The following is an 18,992-nucleotide window of genomic DNA, read 5'->3' as shown; positions in this document are numbered from 1 at the left end:
TTATTTTGTTTCATCAAATTTTGCCTTCATTGTGGGGTTATTTTTTGTAAGCTTTTTAACTGTTAAATCCTCTGCTTTATTATTGGCTAACCTTAAATTATTTTCGGAGCTTAAGAGGTTATCTTTGGTTTTCTGAAGTTGCGCAATAGATTTATCTATACTTTCTATTGCCTTTTTAAATTTATCTGAAGCTAGACGAAAATTTTTACCAAATGAGTCCCTAAAAGCATTCAACTCATTTTCAAAGTTACTCACATCAATATTCTGAGATTTAACTAAAGCAAGCTCAGATTTATATTTTAATGAATTTTTTGCTGCATTTCTCAGAAGTGTAATCATGGGAATAAAAAACTGTGGACGAATTACATACATTTTAGGAAATCTATGCGACACATCTACTATTCCAGCATTGTACAGTTCACTTTCCGATTCCAACAATGAAACTAAAATTGCATATTCACAATCTTTTTTATTTCGATCATCGTTGAGTTTAGCTAAGAAATCCTCATTTTTCTTTTTTGTAGCAGTTTCATCGCCTTCATTTTTCATTTCAAACATAATGCTAATGGTTTCAATACCACCTTCTTCTTTTTCACGATAAATATAATCACCTTTAGTACCTGAAGAAGCATCATTATCTTTTTCAAAGTAAGCATTTTGAAAACCTGCAGATCTAAGCTTATTAAACTCAATTTCGCAGTGCTGTTCAAGTGTTTCCCCTAGCATTTTAGTACTCAACTTAGCTTTCATATCTTTATAATATTCAATTGCTTCATCTTTGCTTTTTAATTCAATTTCATGTTTTTCTTTAAGTGATGTTTCAAGCAACCTTTTTTCTGTTTCTTTATTTTCTAGTTGATTAGCTAGTGTATCACGCTCTTTTTCCAGTTTATTAACTGCCTCAGAAAGAGCCAGTTTCTTTTCAGTTTCAGCCGCATTAATTTTGGCTTGAAGCGAGGTAATTTCTTTGTCTTTTTCTGCTTCTAATTCCGTAAGTTTTTTTTCAAGCTTAGCAAGGTCATTTTTAAGTTCATTTTTGGTTTTTTCTTTGGCCAATAAAATAGCACTCTGCTTTTCTTTTTCAGCCAACTCTAAGCGGTCATGTAAATCTTTTTCAAACTCGCTATTCCGAACCTGCTTTAATATTTCAGAATAACCAGACTCATCTACTTTAAACGCTTTTTGACAATGTGGACATTTGATTTCGTTCATCATATACCTCTTAAGTAAAATACTAATTAATTCAATTGTAAATTATTCCTCGTGCCTTTTCACTGTATACACTGTAAATCAATAGTGTTCGCTAATATAGCCGTAAGCTTTTTCAAACAGTTCCGCATCTTTGTGCAGCTGATATTTGAGCAATGTTTTTCTCAGCACTTGCTTCATTTCACGATCACCTGCTGTCGTGTTTTGCCATCCCGGGAAGCGTGTTGCTTTAACAATTTTATCAATGTCATCAACAATACGAGAGATAATTTCAGGTGTCTGATCGTTGCGAACTTCCTTAAATAATTCAGACAGCGCCGTTTTGTTATCTTCGACGATTTTTTCGTCATGCCCAGAGCCATTGTCTAAATGCACAGCCTCACGAGCAGCGTCGAGAAGTTCTTTGAGCCAGTTGATAGAGCTTAACACCCCAGATTCATATTTTTCGCGGAGTTTTTCAAGGCGTTCGCCAAGCTCAACATATCTGGGATCACCTGACTTCTTACGAACTTTAGCCATCAAACTGATTTCCAGTGTTTTGGAGCGTCTCGATTGCTCTGCCTCTGTTAAAGTGAAGATGGAATCCTCATCCATCACCAGCTCATCAAGGTCACCGCGAATTTGGTCAATATCTGTGTGCTGGTGGATCAAGCGAATTGTTTCTGGCCCAAGCGACTGCCAAATCAATGAGCCTAAACCACCAACAGGACGCACTGAATCATACACCTGCGCCAACCAACGATAATCCTTTTGGAATGGCTGTAAGAATGGATCAGGAGTTAGAGCTTCCCACAATTTTTTCAGAACATTGAATTGTGCTGCAAACTGGTCACGCACCTCATTTGAGGCAAGGCAATCCTGCGCCGCGATTAAGCCCTCATATCCACCAACGGTGCGATCAACGCCGTCAAAAAAGGCCAAGCATTTTTCAATCGCAACAGGCACTTCGTCTTTATATTTGCCCAGCTGATCAACAACGCCTTCAATCTCTTTCGGATCATAGGCAAGCGCCTTTGCCAAATTTTCAAACACGCCCAGATAATCGATGATCAAACCATGTTGCTTGGTTTCATCATACAGGCGGTTCGTCCGGCACATGGCTTGCAACAATGTGTGGTCGTGCAGAGGCTTGTCCAAATACATGCAATAGCAAATCGGCGCATCAAATCCGGTCAGGAGCTTAGCCGTCACAATCAGGATTTTCAGCGGATCAGTGGAGTCACGATATTGATCGAGCACTTTTTCCTGATTGGTTGAGCTGGCATCAATAGACTGCCAGCGTCTAAAGGCTTCTTTGTCTAGCGGCAGGCCCAGCTTTTCCCATTTCACCCAATCGGCAGCCTTTTTCTTTGGATTGCCGTTTTCGTCCTTTTCATCATCAATCGCCCCTTGCGAGAGATTCATCACCACTTCGCAGGTACCTTCACCAAAACGCTTGGTCAGCAGGTCATACATCAAAACACAGGCTTCGCGGTCATACACCACCACCATGGCTTTCAGCCCTTTAGGCTCAACATGGCTGGTGAAGTGTTCTTGAATATCATTGGCGATGGCTTCCATGCGTTTGGGAGCCTTAAGCAAATGCGCGAGCTTTCCAGCCTTTTGTGAGAGCTGTGTTTTTTCTTCTTCCGTCAGGTTATTGGCCTCGGCCAGTGCATCAAACTCTTTATCGATGGCCTCTTGATCAACACGCAGCTCTGCCAGACGCGGTTCAAACTTTACAGGAAGTGTGGCCTCATCACGAATGGACTGTTTGTATGAATAGCGATTCATATACCGACCTTGGTCTTGGTCGGCACCAAAGAGACGGAATGTATTGCGCTCAATGCCGGAGATCGGTGTGCCTGTCAGGCCAAAGAAATACGCATTCGGCAACGCCCAGCGCATTTTTTCGCCCAGCATACCTTCTTGTGTGCGGTGCGCTTCATCGACCAGAACAATAATATTTTCGCGTGGGTTCAGGCCGTCCTTATTGTTCTCATCAATTTCCACGTCATCAAATTTGAAGACGGTGGTCACAAGGATATTCCGGCTATCATGCTCCAGCTCCTTGGAGAGCTGCTTACAGGATTTCACCGGGGTGACGTTTTTCACATCCGCATTGTCAAAGGTGGTGTTGATTTGGCTGTCCAGATCGACACGGTCCACCACAACCACCACGGTTGGGTTTTTCAAATCAGGATCAGCTTTCAGCATCTTCGCGGCATAGAGCATCAGCAAGGATTTACCGGAGCCTTGGAAGTGCCAGATTAACCCTTTGCGGATTTCGCCGCTTTTTACACGATCCACGATTTGTTTGGCCGCTTCATATTGCGGATAACGCGGCAGCAGCTTGATGCGTTTAATGACATTGGTGTTGGGTAGCTTGGTGGCTGAATACAGCGCAAAGGATTGCAACAATTCCAACAATGTTTGCGGCTCCAACAAGCGTTCAGCACTGGTCAGGACCGTGTTCATATTCTGTGCTATTTCATCGCCATCTGTGGTTTTGTGCCAAGGCATCCAGTGTTTGAACCCGGCATTCACTGCGCCATAGGCAAAGGTCTTTCCTTCCGTGGCGAAGCATAAAAGATTCGGCACAAAGAAACTGCTCTGGTTATGCCAGTAATGCTTATCACCGCCCATAAAATCAGAGGCACCGTCTTGCCAGCTGATCGCCATGCGGACAGGTGTTTTGACTTCCCCAACCACCAACGGTATACCGTTCACATACAGCACCAAATCAAAGAAGGCATTTTTTGCGCCCATGGATGGCACTTGTTGTGAAACCACATACTGGTTTTTGGAATGGTCGTGATAATCAATCAAATTGATGGTGATATGCTCACCATCTTTGCCCAGCGGCATGGATTTTTCACCGCGCAACCATTCGGTAAACAGCTCATTAGCGCGTACAAGGCCGCTATGGCTGGCCTCCAGCAATACACCACGTAGCTTGTAAATAACCTCATCGGCTTTTTCAGGGTCTTTGGCAATATCAGGATTCAGACGGCATAGCGCATCTTTCAGCCAGCTTTCAATCAGCACATCTTGTGCCTCACGCGGCAGTTCGGCCCCGTGGATGAATGTCCAGTGATCACCCGGTAACGCAGCAAGGCGGTCGCGGATGGCTTCTTCGATGGTATTGGCTTCGTTAAATCCGCTCATGCTGCCTCCTCAAGAATATTTTTTAAGTATTTATTTCTTACACCAATCAAAGATTTGACAGATGTCTTTATATTTTCTTTTTGTCCTTCGATTGACTCTAATACGTTAAGTATCTTCTGCTGTTCATCTTTAGACGGTAATGGAACCTTGATTTCGTCAAAGACCTCCTTCGGCACCCTTTTACGGCCAGAAGTCCCAATCATTCTATCAATTGCGTAGTGTCGGAGCTTTCTCGTCCGACATAAATGGTAAAGATAAAGAGGTTCTACTTTATTCCCACGCAGCACAATGAACTCTGTAGAGCCATAACCAGTTTCACCATCTTTAAGGAAATCCACGAGAGCGAGCTTACCGTTTTCTGTGCATGGTGTTATGCGTGCAAATAATACATCACCATTCATAAACCTTGTTCCGGAAGGCTTTTCCTTTTTAATCAGTTCTCCAGAAATACTTTTACTATCGGTATCTAGTGCTGCCATATCACAAAACGTAATTGGGCTGCCCTTGTTTGGTTGGCACTTGGGATTGATCTCAGCAACACTTGAAATGCTTTGCAATTCATCGCCTTCATCATGCTTCATCATTTTTTCGTATCGCAAGACAGAAAGCGTTCGGTCTGCTTGGGACAATGATTGCTCATACTGAAAAAGGTTGTCTTCAATTTTCTCAAAAACCTCTAGCATCTCCTCCTGCCGTGGGCGGGGTGGCAGTGGGAATTCATATTTAGCAATATCAGACCAAACTATATATGGATTCGTGGAGCCTTTTGAATTCGCAACCGAGTGTTTTGTAAAACAATCAGAAAGCATGATATGTGGCAACAAACCAGGCACTAAGAAACTATCTTTCCTCGGCTCTATAACAAATGTGGTATTTGCCGTGATTCCATCAAAATCCGCAACAGCTACTTTTTTTAAATACGTACGACGGGAGCCATAAAGGATTTGCCCCTTTCTGAATACTCGATGAAAAGCAGGACCGACATAATCATCTCCGAACACACCCCAACGGCTAATTCTCAGATTTTCTGAATCCATATCTCCACCAGCAACATATTTTTCAAAGGGATTGTTATCTCTATCTACTTTTTCTTTGCATTCTTTTGCCACATCACCAAATTTAACGATGCGCCAGCCTTCTGTTTTTTGTTTCTCTGTTAACTGCATCGGTGTTTACGCCTCATATCCCAACTCTTTCAAGCTATCGAACAGCTTGTTTGTTTGTTTTTTGAGAAGAGTGCGAGAGATTTTCCAATCTTCAATCGCGCCTTCCAAATCTTGTTCTTCCGCATCGTTGCCATTACCGTTCTTGGCGGTGACATAGAGCGGAATGGACAGGTTGAATAAATTGTCTTTGACCTCATCCAGATCGACCAGCCGCGCGATATCCGGGTGGTCTTCTGGCTCGTAATAGGCTTCGACCAGCTTTTCCAAGTTGTCATCGGATAAAAAGCTGGTGGCGCGTTCGCGGGTGACTTCATGCACGCCATTCACAAAAACGATCTTGTTTTTGCGGTCTGCAGTTTTGTTATGACGCAGCAGCACCACGCAAGATTCCATGGGACTGTTGTAAAACAGATTTGGCCCCAAGCCGATGACGGCCTCAACCAAATCACTGGCAATCACGCCTTTGCGGATATCTTCTTCCTGATCACGGAACAGTACGCCATGCGGCCAAAGCATGGCGGCGCGGCCTGTTTTTGAGTTCAGGCTTTTCATGATGTGCTGGAAAAACGCATAATCAGCACAGCCCTGCGGCGGCACGCCATGCATGTTACGGCCATATAGGTCCGATCCAAATGCTTCCCGGTCCCATTTCTTAATGGAGTATGGCGGGTTAGCAAAGATCACATCGAATTGCTGGAGCTTGTCGCCTTTGGTGAATTTGGGCTCTTTCAGCGTATCGCCACGGGCGATATCAAATTCCTCAATATCGTGGAGCAGCATGTTCATCTTGGCAATCGCTGAGGTCAAAAGATTGACCTCTTGCCCATAGAGTTTGACGGTGCGCCATTCGCGGTCGTCTTTGCGTAAATCCATGACGGCATTGAGCAGCATACCGCCTGTGCCACAGGTGGGATCGTAAGCAGTTTCACCCGGCTGCAAGCCAAGGATACGTGTCATCAAATGCACAACGGTACGGTTGGTGTAAAACTCAGCGGCGGTATGGCCGGAATCATCGGCGAATTGCTTGATCAGATATTCGTAAGCGTTACCCAGATCATCCTGATCAATGTCCTTCACGCCGAGCGGAATTTGGCTGAAATGGTTGATTAGCGATACCAGCAAATGGTCAGGCAGGCGCTCTTTGTTCGTCCATACGGCATCGCCGAACACGCCATACAGGCGCGGGTTGGATTTTTCGATGGCTCGCAGGGCATCTTTCAGGACTTTCCCAACATCCTTGGTGGTGGATTGCACCACGCTCCAGCGGGCATTGTCGGGAATGACAAATCGGTGCTGTTCAGGCTTTTTGGCAAGCTCATCATCTTCATAAAGCTCAAGCGCTTCAATATATTCTTCCTGATAGACATCATCCATGCGTTTATAAAACAGCAATGGGAAGATGTATTGTTTGTAATCCGATGCTTCGATTTGACCGCGCAGCAAAACAGCCGCGCCCCAGAGCAAATCTTCCAGTTGTTTCTGCGTGATGCTCATAGCTCGAAACCCTCCTTGGCTAGCAGGGCCTCTAATTCATCTTCTGCCTGTTCAAGATCGGCAAGTTTCTGTTTGAAATCTTTCAGGGCTTCTTCCACCGTGATGGTTTCTTCCTCAAGCGGCTTTTGCACATATCGCGCAATGTTGAGGTTAAAGTCGTTTTCTTCAATTTCTGAAATCGGCACCCAGCGACTTACGCCCTCAATTTCTTCCGCTGCTTCATGCTGGCGTTTATAGATGTCGTAGATTTCATCGGCTTGGCCTTCGCTTATGGTGTTTTGAGCGCGGCCTTTGGTGTAAATCTCATCAGCGTTGATAAAGAGGACTTCTTTACGGTTCAGCGTTTTCTTGTCTTTCCGCAGGACAAGCACACAAGCGGAAATCCCTGTGCCATAGAACAAATTTTCTGCAAGGCCAATCACACATTCCAGAGCGCCATTTTTAATAAGCGCCTCACGGATTTTGGCTTCTGAGCTTCCTCTGAACAATACGCCATGCGGCACAACAACGGCCATCCGACCTGTGTCATCACGCATAGAAGCATACATGTGCATGACCCAAGCAAAGTCGCCGTTCTTTTTCGGGGCGATGCCGTAGGCATGGCGGTTATATTGATCAGCGCTCCAGCTGTCATGTCCCCATTCTTCAAGGCTGAATGGCGGGTTGGCGATCACGCAATCGAAAGTTTCCAGCTTGTCACCATCGGTAAATTTGGGATCGCGCATCGTGTCACCGCGAATGATCTGAAAATCTTCCATGCCATGCAGAAACAGGTTCATGCGGGCTATGGCTTCGGTGGTCAGGTTTTTTTCTTGGCCTTTGAGCGTCAAGAGCCGTGGGTCTTCGCCGCGCTCCTGAACGTGATGGATTGTTTCAAGCAGCATGCCGCCTGTACCGCAAGCCGGGTCATAGACAACTTCACCTGCTTTTGGATCAAGGACATTGACCATCAGTCTGACAACAGTACGCGGTGTATAGAACTCACCCGCTTTTTTATTGGCCTTATCAGCAAATTTCTTGATCAAAAATTCATAAGCGCGGCCCATGTCATCGTCACGCACATCCTTCACACCCATCGGAATTTGATGGAAATGATTGAGCAGCTCCGTGATTAAGGCGTCGGGCAAGCGATCTTTGTTGGTCCACGGCGCATCACCAAATATGCCATAGAGGTGCGGATTGGCTTTTTCAACACAGCGGAAAGCACCTTGCAGGGCTTTACCGACATCTTTTGTGGTTGAAAGCACATCGCTCCAGCGGCAGCCTTTTGGAATTTGAATGCGGTGTTGCTCAGCAGCGTTGGCAAGGTCCTCATCACCATAAAGCTCCATCGCCGTTTCAAATTCCTCGTTATAGACATCGTTGATGCGCTTGAAGAATAAGATCGGGAAGATGTAGGTCTTGTAATCAGACGCATCGATAGGCCCGGTAATGATATGCGCGGCCATCCAGAGTAAATACTCTAACTCCTTACCCATTGAGTTTTTCCTCTTTTATTTGCTTTAAAATTTCAATCATGCCTTCAATTGAATTTTTTAATTCTTTGTCCGAATACTCAAGGTTTTTTCTATTTTCTGGATGGTGAATAGAGTTTCTTATGTATGTATGAAGGGTTACGGGTTCATTAATTTCTTCGTTATTATCTTTAATTTTGATCCAGGTTTTATTTTGCTTAACAGCTCTATTTTTTAAAAATGTTTCAAAGCTTTTAATTTGATTGTTATTTGTGATTTCACATAAATAACCGTAAAGTTCATTATGAAATTCAACTGTAGGCATACCGTATGCTATAAAATTAATTTCTCCCCATGATGGACTCCATGGAAGCAATCTTGGTTTTTGTGCACTATCTTCCTTTTGAATCAGTATTTTACTTTCTTTATTTTGCAATGTTATTAGCCCCGAATGGGGAAGAAGCTCTTTGAACATATACGGTGAATGCGTAGATATTATTATTTGTTTTTCCTTTGATTCCTCGAGCAGTATCTTTGCTAAAGATTCCTGTGCTTTTGGATGAAGGTGAAGCTCAGGTTCATCAATAAGATAAATGACACTGTTATTTTTTGCACCACCTGATAAAGATTTTAATAAAAGCAATGTCATTATAATCTCTATACCTGAGCCGAGATTTTTTGTATTGATCTGCTTTAAACCTTCATCGGCTCTAATTACTATGGAAGCATTAGAAAAAGGCCTGAGTATATCAACAAGGTCTATCTTTAAATCTTTAAAGAGATCATTTTTAAAGAACTGAACCATTTCCTTGGCAAGCTTTTTACCAATATCTTTTTGAGAGATATTAATCGTATTCGAAAAATACTCACCCGTTATACTTTGCAAAATTTTTTCTATGTTTTCTTCATTAAGATTTTTAAAAAATTTCCAGTTCAAATCTTCACATACTCTGTCGAATGTTGTTTTATAAATGCCTGAAACAAGGTGCCGAGATCTATTTTTATCAAAATAAAAAACATCAATCCCTCCTTCTTGAATTCGACTATCAGAAAAGCTTATATCCCGAGAATCAATATCTCCTTTTTGTTTAGAACCTTTATAATACTTTCTATCATTAACATAAAAACGGTTTTTAATCATGAGCGGGGAAGAAAGCAGCTTATTGGCTTCTTTACGGTCTCTTGACTTAGCTTCAAAAACAATCCCTGAAGCTTTAAAATGTAACTTGTTATTCTGTGTATTATTAAAATCAATAGAAGATTTACATTTAAATTCTTTTGTATGACCAAGGATTTTAATTGTTTTTCCATAATCATAATAATCATTGATAGTTAGCTTATTTTCAGAGCTATATCTTGACTGAGTTAAAAAATTAACCGCTTCTAGAATTGAAGTTTTACCTGTGCCATTTTCTCCAATTAATATATTTAGCCCACTACCTAATGTATTTCCATCAGGACAATTAAGCTCAATAGATTGGCTTTGAAAGCACTTATAGTTTTCAAGCACTATTTTTTTAAAAAATATATCTGTCATCTAAACTTTTGCGTGAATTTTCATAAAATTAGACTAACATTGCTTTCTTATCTTATTTTAAATAATCAAATGTTACCACTAATGCCGTATTGTTTTACCTTTTTAATGGAGAATTACTCTTTAAAAAAGTTCAAATATCCCATCTCAGCAAAGTCCGCTATAGGAAATGTTAGCCATATGTATCCTATGGGTAAGTCTAAAACCAATGCAAAAACAATGACCAACGGCACTTGCACACCCAGCCTAGACAGGGCTACGGCATAAAAAAGTTTATTGAGGTTTTTACTGGCTGCTATTTGAGCTAGCTTATGTGCACTCAGCGCTATAAATAAAAGCCCTAACATACCAAAAACCAAAAGCTTATAAGACGACTCTACACCCAAAGCACTTTGGCTAAAAAATTGGATTAATTCAACGCCATAGACAATATTAAACAATAGTAAAGACCCCATAATCACCCCCATGCACCAAAAAATGGTTTTTGCGATGTGCTGTATGGCTTCTTGATTTTTTTTACCAATTTCATGGCCAATTAAAGCGGTTCCACCCATTAAAAAAGCCAAAATTGGTACATAATACACACCCATCATCCTACCTACAGTTCCATAAGCGGCAATATGAACCGTTCCGTACAAAGCCACTATTTTAAGAAGAAACAAGTTGGTTCCATGGCGTATAAAATTGCGTATACCTACTGGATAACCAATTTTAAGCATGCTGAGCATTTTTTGAGTACTGAAACTTTTATCATAATCCTCTGTTCCAATGCTGCGTGAATGTCTGGCTAAAATAATCAGTCCAATCACAGATGATACTAAGAAAGACACTGCTGTTGCCAAGGCAGCCCCACTTTCATTCAAACCCATGCCAATATTTAAACCATAGGCTTTCTTGAATATAAAAATGGGGTCCAACAGCAAGTTAATGATATTGGCAATAAGGGGTGGATACATGGCCAAACTTCCTTTTCCTAGACAATTTAGACATGATACTGTTGAGAATAATAAAAATTGAAGTGGCAATGTAGCAATTCGAATCAAGCCATAGTTATAGGCCGCCGTTTTCACATCACTGATGACAAACAAATCCAAAATGGGGCCTAGCAGAGTCAAGACAAAGCCAACAAATAAAACAATAAACAGTGTCTTCCACACCAATAAATGAAAGATATAAGACTTTACTTTAGAGTATTCTTTAGCACCGAAGTTTCTAGAGACAATCGATACCGCTCCTGCCTTAAACATGTCATCAAAAACTATAACCATCCACGTGATCATAGTAACCGTAACAACGCCAGCAACAGCTTCCGTGCTCACCTGAGCCATCCAAAAAATGTTGATCAAATCACAGACAAACTTTGAACCTAAGCCGATAACGTTCGGCAAAGATATTTTAAGGATTTTCTTTAGATAGTACATAGCGCGCCCTATAATTTCACAACGCTTTTTTAATAATAATTTTTCATTATATCTTTTACCCATTTGGGAGATCGTATGCCCTCATTTGGACGCATTTCACTAAAAAATGGTTTAATATCTAAAACTGGGGTGCCATCAATGGCATCTAAACTTTGAACCGTTAGTATATTACCTTCAAGCTTTAATATTTTGACAGTTGAAACTCCAATCTGATTAGGCCTGTTTTTTACCCTCTGTGCAAAAACTCCAACTTTGGGATGATTAGGATTATTTCTGGGGTGCCTTGTACCCGTTATAATTTTGTCTGGTAATACGCGATCCATATAAAAAACAATTTCTGCATGTGAAAAACTATCCATTCCCTGTAAAGAATCAACACCATATTTTTTATCTATTTCAATTTTTGAAATAATATTTCCCCATTCATCGTCTTGATGTTTTTTCCTTGGAGATTGAACATACCCAATAGGATATAACGTAACTTCTTTAATCATATTCACTCCTATTTGAACGACAGCTTAACCGTATATCTTATTCAAATTTTATGCCTAGCTACTTAATAAGCTTAAAATCTTAAACTTATGTTTTTTAACAACACAACACACTCATAAGAATTTTTTTTTGCATTGAATATAAAAGTTGTGTCCAAAAAATGAACATTAAACTGTCTAATATTTGTACAGTTTCTTAGCTATACCTCAAATACCTCTAAAAACAGCTTGATTGACATCACGCCATTTCAGTCCCAGGGCACATCTTTACCAACAATATCAACAAAAATATTCACATCATCTTTCAATTTTACTTTAATTGAACTTTTTTCTTCTCCAGTGGCTAAATATAATTTTTTAAAGCCAAGGCTTGCAATCGTTTTTGCCACTTCAGTCCCTAGCTGACCATCACTTAAATTCTGGTCGATATAAATAGGTGTTTGCTTAGAAATTTCATCAACCTTTTGATAAAACACTTTAGGATCTTCAAACATCAAAATTGATTTATCCGTATCTCTTACTCTCATCTTCCAAACACTATGAATCAGTGGATCATCATCAATCAATACTGCATCATACTGTGTTTTTCTCTGAACTTCTTCTACATTAAAAGGTACAAGATCGGCGGATGTTTTAGGAATCAGTTTTACACCCATTTTTTCACATCGTTCTTGTACTTTTTCTTCAGCATACCTACTGGTTACCAATATAGATACATCTTCTAAACCATTGTCTTCAATTAAATCTAAACCCGTATCTTCAAAGCCTAGCAACTCATAATCACATAAACATAATAGGCTTTTCTGACCCTCTGTTAATTTTTTAAAATCTTCTGGACTTCGAGCATGTTGTAAATTAATTGCGTACTTATCTATATACTTCCTTAAACGCCTGTCCCATACTTGATGAATCGACTCATCATCATCTAAAATAACAATATTTTTAATACCTTTAAGATGAATTGCCGGCACAAACCAAGTGGGTGCTTTGGCTTTTGGAAGATAAAGCTTAACTTCTGTTCCTTTACCTTCTTCAGATTCTATCAAGAATCTACCGCCCCATTGCTCTATATTATTCTTTGCGTGGTATAGACCTAATCCCGAACCAGACTCTTTATTTGTATCTTTTCCAAATGAGATGCCTCTTTGTGCTAGTTTTGGCAAGATATCCTTTGAAATGCCTTTTCCATTATCTTTTATACTTAACAAAACCTCAGTATTATTTTTTTCGTTATCACTGACAGTAACAACAACTTCTCCAGAATCATCAAACGCTTCCACACTATTATTAATCAAATTTGAAATAATACGTTTCAATGAAGAATCATTTACTTTTGCAAACAAACCATAAGCTTTCTCACCATCTAAAGTTACATTAACTCCTGCTCTACTTCTTAGTTGATAACGTTTTTCTGAAACTATTTCCTCGATGATTGGAAGTAATAAATTTGATTCTAGGTTTTGTTTTTCAATACTTTCTTTTTCTTTAACTTTTTCACTACTTTGACTTACAAGGTTATTGGCAATATCTTGTATCCTGTGTATCGATGATCTTAATAGAACTCTTGAGTTTTCAGATAAACTTGCTAAGTCTTTAGATACTACATTTAAAGCAGTTAAAGGAGAGCGAATATCATGTGCAACTTGTGAGGCAATTTTTATAGCTTCCTCATCAATTTTATTCTTTAATAATTTTTCATATAACTTTTTATTTTTATTCTGAAGCAAATCAAATGACTCTTTAATTTTTCTAACTTCCACAAGATCTAAATTGTTATTTTTACTAAAATAACTAGCATTAGTTCTAGCGTTAAATCCTTCAATATAATACGTTAAATTATCAATAGGATTAACTACTCTGATTAAAACCATTTTAAGGTGTATTCTAAGAATAAGCATTAGAATTGCCGCAATTAAAATCGCTGAAAATATTGCATACAAAAGAATCTGACCTCTAACAAAATTTGGAAATGTAACTGCCATTGAATACTTTAATTTTGAATTTTCATAAATATAGAAATCTTCTTTTTGAGTTATAAAATTTGAAAACAGAAAATCAAACAACGTGCCTTTATCTCTACCATATTTTTTATTTTTTGAGATATTTATCGGCATAATATTATCACCCACAACATCAACGTTAACAACTGAAGATGTTTCTAGAGTTTTCACTAGAATATTTCTAATTTCAATTTCATCACCAATTTGAATACTTGACTTAACTATAGCTGACAATTGATTAACTGTTTGTTTTAGTTTACTTTTTTCAGAACTAATAAGAAGATTTGAAAGTACAATTGATATCACTACAAAATTAAATATAAATGCATATACTAAAATTGATTGTTCAGACTTTTTTAGAACCTGCTTCAAACTAACTTTTTTTTTGTTACTCATTCTCAGCTATACCTTTACTATTCCCTTCAAAGTAATAAATAACAAAAATATAGCAAAGTGAAAAAATTAACACTGATATAAATGCTTCATGAACTGTTGGCGCTCCACTACGAAATAAAATTAAATATAAACTATATAAACCTACTCCTAAAAATCCCGGAATATTTTGTATACTCAAAGCAGTTGCATAATTTTCTTTTTTAATTTGCTCCATAAGGTGATTCATTGACAAATTCTGAAAAGCTGAAAAAGATACATGAAATATTACTCCGTAAAAAAGGAGATACAAGGCTTGAAAAGTAAAATGCACCTTTTGATATAACAATAAAAATATTGAACTAAAAACCACAATATTTGCACAAAAAGTTATTAAATAAGCTTTTGTGCTCATTCTTTTAATAAGATGAGGAAGTAGATAGCCTCTCACAATTGGGCCAATTGCAGACCATCCATACATAAAGGAAAGCATAAAAATCCACTGTTCACTTCCTTCATGCTCCCTACCTAAAGAAACAAGTAAATAACCAGCAATAACCACTCCAATCATCCAAAAGTAAAAGTTATATAGTATTGACAATTTAATTTTTCTATTCTGCAATATAGTTTTGAAAACTTTTTTAAAACTTGAGTTATTTTTGCGCTTCTCTATATCACCAAAAATCAAATAATCTTTCCATAAAATCCTAATACAAACCGCATATAGAGATATTCCAACAATAAACACATGAGGTAAAGCGTTTAATAAATTAAATATCCAAGACAAAAAAAAGGCAACTGTCACAGAGATTAAAACATAAAATTTTCCATACCTTTGACTGTCTGTAAGGCTTGTTAACAAAAGCTTTTTTTCTGAATCATTTTTACAATGTAAATCTAAAGCATTTTGATAAAAAGCTTCAACAGACCCAGATTTAAATGGTTTTCCCAAACCAATTAATATGCCGTGAGCTACAAATAAATAAGCAGACCATTGATTATTAAGAATCAAAGCTACATACACACAACTTAAACCTGACATATACATCATTAAGCCTAAAATAATAGAAGGTACTCGACCAAGAGTGTCTGCCAGATAACCAAGGGGGACTTCTAATAAACCATTTAGTGAAAACTCAATAAACGTAACAATTGCTACAGCAGTTGGAGAAATTCCTGAAATAAGTGCCAAAACACCTACAATCAGTCGAAATATTACAGAGTTAAATTGAACAGCTGACGCATGAAAAGCTCTATAAATTCCCAAGTGTTTAATAATCAATTCTACATTCAATTTTTTAGGCATATTTACCTCAAGATTTTGATTTAATTTTTGCATACGAAAAATCCCAAAATTTTAAGTTTAAACTTTTTTCTTTCTCGACTGCTAAACCAGGACCATACCAAGTTTCAGCAACTAAATAAAACAATGGTATAGCAGGCACATCCTCGAAAAATATATTTTGCATTTTTTTTAAAATTTTCAACTTTTCTATTCTTGATGTTATGTTTTCATACTCTTCAAATAGTTGAACTAATTTAATATTTTCATATCCTGAAAACTTTTTTGTATATTTAGTACCAAGATAGCCTGAGAAAAAAGTAACTGGATCATAATTAATAAGAGCCTCTCCTTTATACATCATATCAAGAACTCTATTTCTAAATTTTTGATTAAGCTTATCATATGGCAAATACTCAATAGAAAGGTTTAGACCAATATTATTAAAATTTTCTACTAAATAATTATGCATTTTAATATTATTTTTAAATCTATTTCTTAAACCTAAGTTAACATGTCTATCTTTCAATTTTACATTTTTTTCAATTAGTCTTTTAGCTTCAGCTATATTAATACTATATCCATATGGAGTATGGCCTAAATAACCTTGGGGAATCATACCTCCTGCAGGAATACATTTATTTTTTTGAACTTTAGAAATAAAAGAAACATTCATTGTTTTAGCAACTGCTAAACGAACTTGCTTGTTTCTAAAAACACTATTTTCTAAGTTAAATAAAAGCGTGTATGTTCCAGCAACTTTTTGAGTTGAAGAAACACCTTGAGGGAGTTCAGTTAAATTTATATTAGATTCTATATCTATTATTGTATCAACTTTCTTTTTAAGAAAATTTTGATATGCTTCTTCAGGTTCCATTTTTGTATATACAATACTTTCAAAATTTGCTCTTTCATCATTTTTCGTGAGAACAGTCCTTTTTTCATTAGAAGAAGTAATTTTATACGGACCCGTTCCAAGGAAACTCCCTTTCACCTCTCTAAATATCATAGCTCTAGTGCTTGCTAATTTTTTCATAAGTAGAGAAAAATTTTTATTTCTAATTCTAATTATAAAGTTAAAATCATCTATAATTTCAAATCCCTCACAATAATCATGTCTTTTGCACTTCTCTAACGATTTTAATTGAGAAACAGCCGCACTATTTTTTTCATACATTTTCAAAAATGCATTTAAAATAGTTTTAGAAGTTACTCTTTCACCATCATGAAAAACCTTGCTTTTATCAATTGAGAACTTAATCGCATTATTTTTATTATCTATCTTCCATATAGATGCAATTTCTGGCATAGGTGACAAAGCTTCATCTATGTTCACAAGGTTTTCATACACATTATCAATAATTTTTTTTGTACTTAAGTGATTACCTCGACTAATACGAAAATCTGGCATCGAAGTGATTGGAACTTTTAACACAGTTATTTCACTACCTACTTCGCGTTTTTTTTTATATTGACATGAAAAGAAAGTCACAACCATAGTTGAAAGAACTAGGCATAAAATTAAGATCTTTTTATCGTTACACATCACTAATTAACCGTTATGTTACTTTTTTCATTTAAAATAATGACTCCTCTCAATGCTTCCTACAATAAAAAACACTGAGAGGAGATCCTTTACTTAAAGAGCAAGAAAGTAATTAATTGCTCTTTTTAAGTTTACTTTTCAGTTCTTTGATTAATTAAAATCTTGTCTTAATTCAGAAAAAATTTCATTATCAAAAATATCTAAGTTAATTTTCATAAACAATTCACCTTCCTTTCAAGTTTTTACTGCTTATCAAACTATAAAATAGATATTTCTAACCTTAATTAATCAGATAACATCTTTTTAACGGTTCGATGCATTGTTATAAGCATAAATCATGCCAAAATCAAATCGTTTGTATTCTAAAAAAATAGCTATTAAATTAATCATGTGTCCATATTTTGTACATATCATTGTACAAAATGTGGACACTCTCAACTTCATATATTTTTAAATAATCTTAATATATAATTGAAAATCCTTAAAAATAAATTTAACCTGCTATATCATGATTAAAAAAGAAGATTTAATTAAAGAAATTAGCAAAAATACTGTTTTTGATCACTTAGTCCCTCCATTTCGATCATCTTTAATTCAAAAAATATTAAACCGAAAAATATTACCTGCTGAAGAACTGAATAATTCAAGCACTTTATCACTTTCAGCGGCTGTATACAGAAACTGCTTAGATCACTTTCATACTTTAAAAATGACTTCAAAGACTCCGATTATAATAGAAAGAACCGATTCTGATCTAAGTAGCTGGGAATTCATTTTTAATGAAGTGAAAGAAAGAAAAGCTAGTCTACATTGCCCTAATAATAACGAACTCACAAAAGTACAAAAAGCTTTTTTTTACTTAAAAAAACATTGTTTAACATCATACAAAAATACAAATGAAACAATTACTCATATTTGTTTTTTTAAAAGTGATAGCTGGAAGTCTGGTTCACACCCCCACTTTTTTGGGTGTATTTTTCTAAATATAGATCAAGCAATTGAAGAGCTTGCGTTAGCCATTGTTCATGAACTTGCTCATCAAGAGTTATTTTTATTAAACCTTATTGATCGATTAGTTTTGTCAGATTCTGATTACAACCTTGTTCACGCACCTTTCCAAAAAAGAGAGCGGCCTCCAATTGGTAGGTTACATTCAGCTCATGCTTTATTTAGAATGCGACAGTTTAAAAAAAGTGCAAAACAGTCTACTTCGGATCTAGATCTAACCTTAAAAAACACAATCAAAACCTTTAACTCTGGAAGAGAACTTACAACTTTTGCAAATAAAATTATTCATGACATTTACAATCTATCTTTAAACAAATAAATTAATTTTTTGTAGCTAAAAGCTTTTACTGGCATCACTTAAGTTATACCTTAGCTTTATTTAACGGTAGTAAAAAATATATCTTATACATACGGTTATACTGCTTCTTAATCTATTAACCTCCTTCGGAAATAAAATACGCCTGAGTCTCATGTATAGCGGTTTTAATTATATTTACACCATGATCTATTTGCTTTTTCGACACAGATAAAGGTGGCGTTATAAAGAGCATATTCCACCTTAAAAATACAAACAAACCATGACTTAATAGCTTTTGTTTTAAAACTTTCATTTCATTGCTTAACTCTGCATTCCAAGGAGAAAGAGGTTTTTTAGTGTCTGTGTTACTCACCAGCTCTATAACTTGCAAAAGACCTTTACCTCGTATTTCTCCTAACCACGGATTCCCATCCAAACATTCATGAAGTTTTTTTTCTAAATATACCCCATTTTCTGCAGCTTTTTCAACAAGGTTCTCTTCTTCATAAACGGATATGCTAGCCAATGCCGCTGCACAACCTAAGGGATAACCACTGTAAGTTAGTCCAC

General features: G+C 37.1%; 13 protein-coding genes. 1 reads left to right on the top strand and 12 read right to left on the bottom strand.

The window, feature by feature from the left end; translation table 11 throughout:
- The 11 genes from MRY82_07895 to MRY82_07845 form a co-directional block, all read right to left on the bottom strand.
- Positions 1–1,212, bottom strand: coding sequence for a DUF2130 domain-containing protein (locus MRY82_07895; GenBank protein MCI5072843.1), 1,212 nt, complete (start codon positions 1,210–1,212; stop codon positions 1–3).
- Positions 1,213–1,290: 78 nt separating this feature from the next.
- A complete protein-coding gene (locus tag MRY82_07890) occupies positions 1,291–4,356 on the bottom strand; it encodes an HsdR family type I site-specific deoxyribonuclease (GenBank protein MCI5072842.1) in 3,066 nt (1,021 codons plus the stop codon).
- Positions 4,353–5,522, bottom strand: a complete 1,170-nt coding sequence (locus MRY82_07885) for a restriction endonuclease subunit S (protein MCI5072841.1) — start codon at positions 5,520–5,522, stop codon at positions 4,353–4,355. The genes MRY82_07890 and MRY82_07885 overlap by 4 nt, the downstream gene beginning before the upstream one ends.
- Before the next feature lie 6 nt (positions 5,523–5,528).
- Entirely contained in the window at positions 5,529–7,016 is a 1,488-nt protein-coding gene (locus tag MRY82_07880; GenBank protein ID MCI5072840.1) for a type I restriction-modification system subunit M, read from the bottom strand.
- A complete protein-coding gene (locus MRY82_07875) occupies positions 7,013–8,494 on the bottom strand; it encodes a type I restriction-modification system subunit M (GenBank protein ID MCI5072839.1) in 1,482 nt (493 codons plus the stop codon). Before MRY82_07875 ends, MRY82_07880 begins: the two co-directional genes overlap by 4 nt.
- Positions 8,487–10,007, bottom strand: a complete 1,521-nt coding sequence (locus MRY82_07870) for an ATP-binding protein (GenBank protein MCI5072838.1) — start codon at positions 10,005–10,007, stop codon at positions 8,487–8,489. Before MRY82_07870 ends, MRY82_07875 begins: the two co-directional genes overlap by 8 nt.
- Before the next feature lie 113 nt (positions 10,008–10,120).
- Positions 10,121–11,425 (bottom strand): MATE family efflux transporter, encoded by a 1,305-nt coding sequence (locus tag MRY82_07865; protein MCI5072837.1) that lies wholly within the window; start codon positions 11,423–11,425, stop codon positions 10,121–10,123.
- 29 nt (positions 11,426–11,454) lie between these two features.
- Positions 11,455–11,919 carry a tRNA (N6-threonylcarbamoyladenosine(37)-N6)-methyltransferase TrmO gene (gene tsaA, locus MRY82_07860; protein MCI5072836.1) on the bottom strand — a complete coding sequence of 155 codons (465 nt, stop codon included), beginning with the start codon at positions 11,917–11,919 and terminating at the stop codon, positions 11,455–11,457.
- Between the two features lie 245 nt (positions 11,920–12,164).
- Positions 12,165–14,312, bottom strand: a complete 2,148-nt coding sequence (locus MRY82_07855; GenBank protein ID MCI5072835.1) for a HAMP domain-containing histidine kinase — start codon at positions 14,310–14,312, stop codon at positions 12,165–12,167.
- Positions 14,305–15,627, bottom strand: a complete 1,323-nt coding sequence (locus MRY82_07850) for an MFS transporter (GenBank protein MCI5072834.1) — start codon at positions 15,625–15,627, stop codon at positions 14,305–14,307. Before MRY82_07850 ends, MRY82_07855 begins: the two co-directional genes overlap by 8 nt.
- Positions 15,602–17,116 carry an ABC transporter substrate-binding protein gene (locus tag MRY82_07845; protein MCI5072833.1) on the bottom strand — a complete coding sequence of 505 codons (1,515 nt, stop codon included), beginning with the start codon at positions 17,114–17,116 and terminating at the stop codon, positions 15,602–15,604. Before MRY82_07845 ends, MRY82_07850 begins: the two co-directional genes overlap by 26 nt.
- 508 nt (positions 17,117–17,624) lie before the next feature.
- Between MRY82_07845 and MRY82_07840 the strand changes: the two genes are divergently transcribed.
- The gene (locus MRY82_07840; protein MCI5072832.1) at positions 17,625–18,443 is read left to right on the top strand and encodes an HEXXH motif-containing putative peptide modification protein; all 819 of its coding nucleotides are present in this window, start codon (positions 17,625–17,627) and stop codon (positions 18,441–18,443) included.
- A gap of 115 nt (positions 18,444–18,558) precedes the next feature.
- Here MRY82_07840 and MRY82_07835 read toward each other — a convergent pair.
- On the bottom strand, positions 18,559–18,992 hold a 434-nt coding region (locus MRY82_07835; GenBank protein ID MCI5072831.1), incomplete at its 5' end, for an aminotransferase class III-fold pyridoxal phosphate-dependent enzyme.

It is taken from the genome of bacterium, assembly GCA_022763185.1.
Lineage (GTDB): Bacteria > Bdellovibrionota_G > JALEGL01 > JALEGL01 > JALEGL01 > JALEGL01.
This window is presented reverse-complemented; position numbering and strand designations above follow the sequence as displayed.

What these genes read in the sequence shown, in the direction of transcription:
- MRY82_07895 (MCI5072843.1), bottom strand. Translation starts at nt 1,212, where the DNA reads ATGAACGAAATCAAATGTCCACATTGTCAAAAAGCGTTTAAAGTAGAT.
- MRY82_07890 (MCI5072842.1), bottom strand. Translation starts at nt 4,356, where the DNA reads ATGAGCGGATTTAACGAAGCCAATACCATCGAAGAAGCCATCCGCGAC.
- MRY82_07885 (MCI5072841.1), bottom strand. Translation starts at nt 5,522, where the DNA reads ATGCAGTTAACAGAGAAACAAAAAACAGAAGGCTGGCGCATCGTTAAA.
- MRY82_07880 (MCI5072840.1), bottom strand. Translation starts at nt 7,016, where the DNA reads ATGAGCATCACGCAGAAACAACTGGAAGATTTGCTCTGGGGCGCGGCT.
- MRY82_07875 (MCI5072839.1), bottom strand. Translation starts at nt 8,494, where the DNA reads ATGGGTAAGGAGTTAGAGTATTTACTCTGGATGGCCGCGCATATCATT.
- MRY82_07870 (MCI5072838.1), bottom strand. Translation starts at nt 10,007, where the DNA reads ATGACAGATATATTTTTTAAAAAAATAGTGCTTGAAAACTATAAGTGC.
- MRY82_07865 (MCI5072837.1), bottom strand. Translation starts at nt 11,425, where the DNA reads ATGTACTATCTAAAGAAAATCCTTAAAATATCTTTGCCGAACGTTATC.
- tsaA (MCI5072836.1), bottom strand. Translation starts at nt 11,919, where the DNA reads ATGATTAAAGAAGTTACGTTATATCCTATTGGGTATGTTCAATCTCCA.
- MRY82_07855 (MCI5072835.1), bottom strand. Translation starts at nt 14,312, where the DNA reads ATGAGTAACAAAAAAAAAGTTAGTTTGAAGCAGGTTCTAAAAAAGTCT.
- MRY82_07850 (MCI5072834.1), bottom strand. Translation starts at nt 15,627, where the DNA reads ATGCAAAAATTAAATCAAAATCTTGAGGTAAATATGCCTAAAAAATTG.
- MRY82_07845 (MCI5072833.1), bottom strand. Translation starts at nt 17,116, where the DNA reads ATGTGTAACGATAAAAAGATCTTAATTTTATGCCTAGTTCTTTCAACT.
- MRY82_07840 (MCI5072832.1), top strand. Translation starts at nt 17,625, where the DNA reads ATGATTAAAAAAGAAGATTTAATTAAAGAAATTAGCAAAAATACTGTT.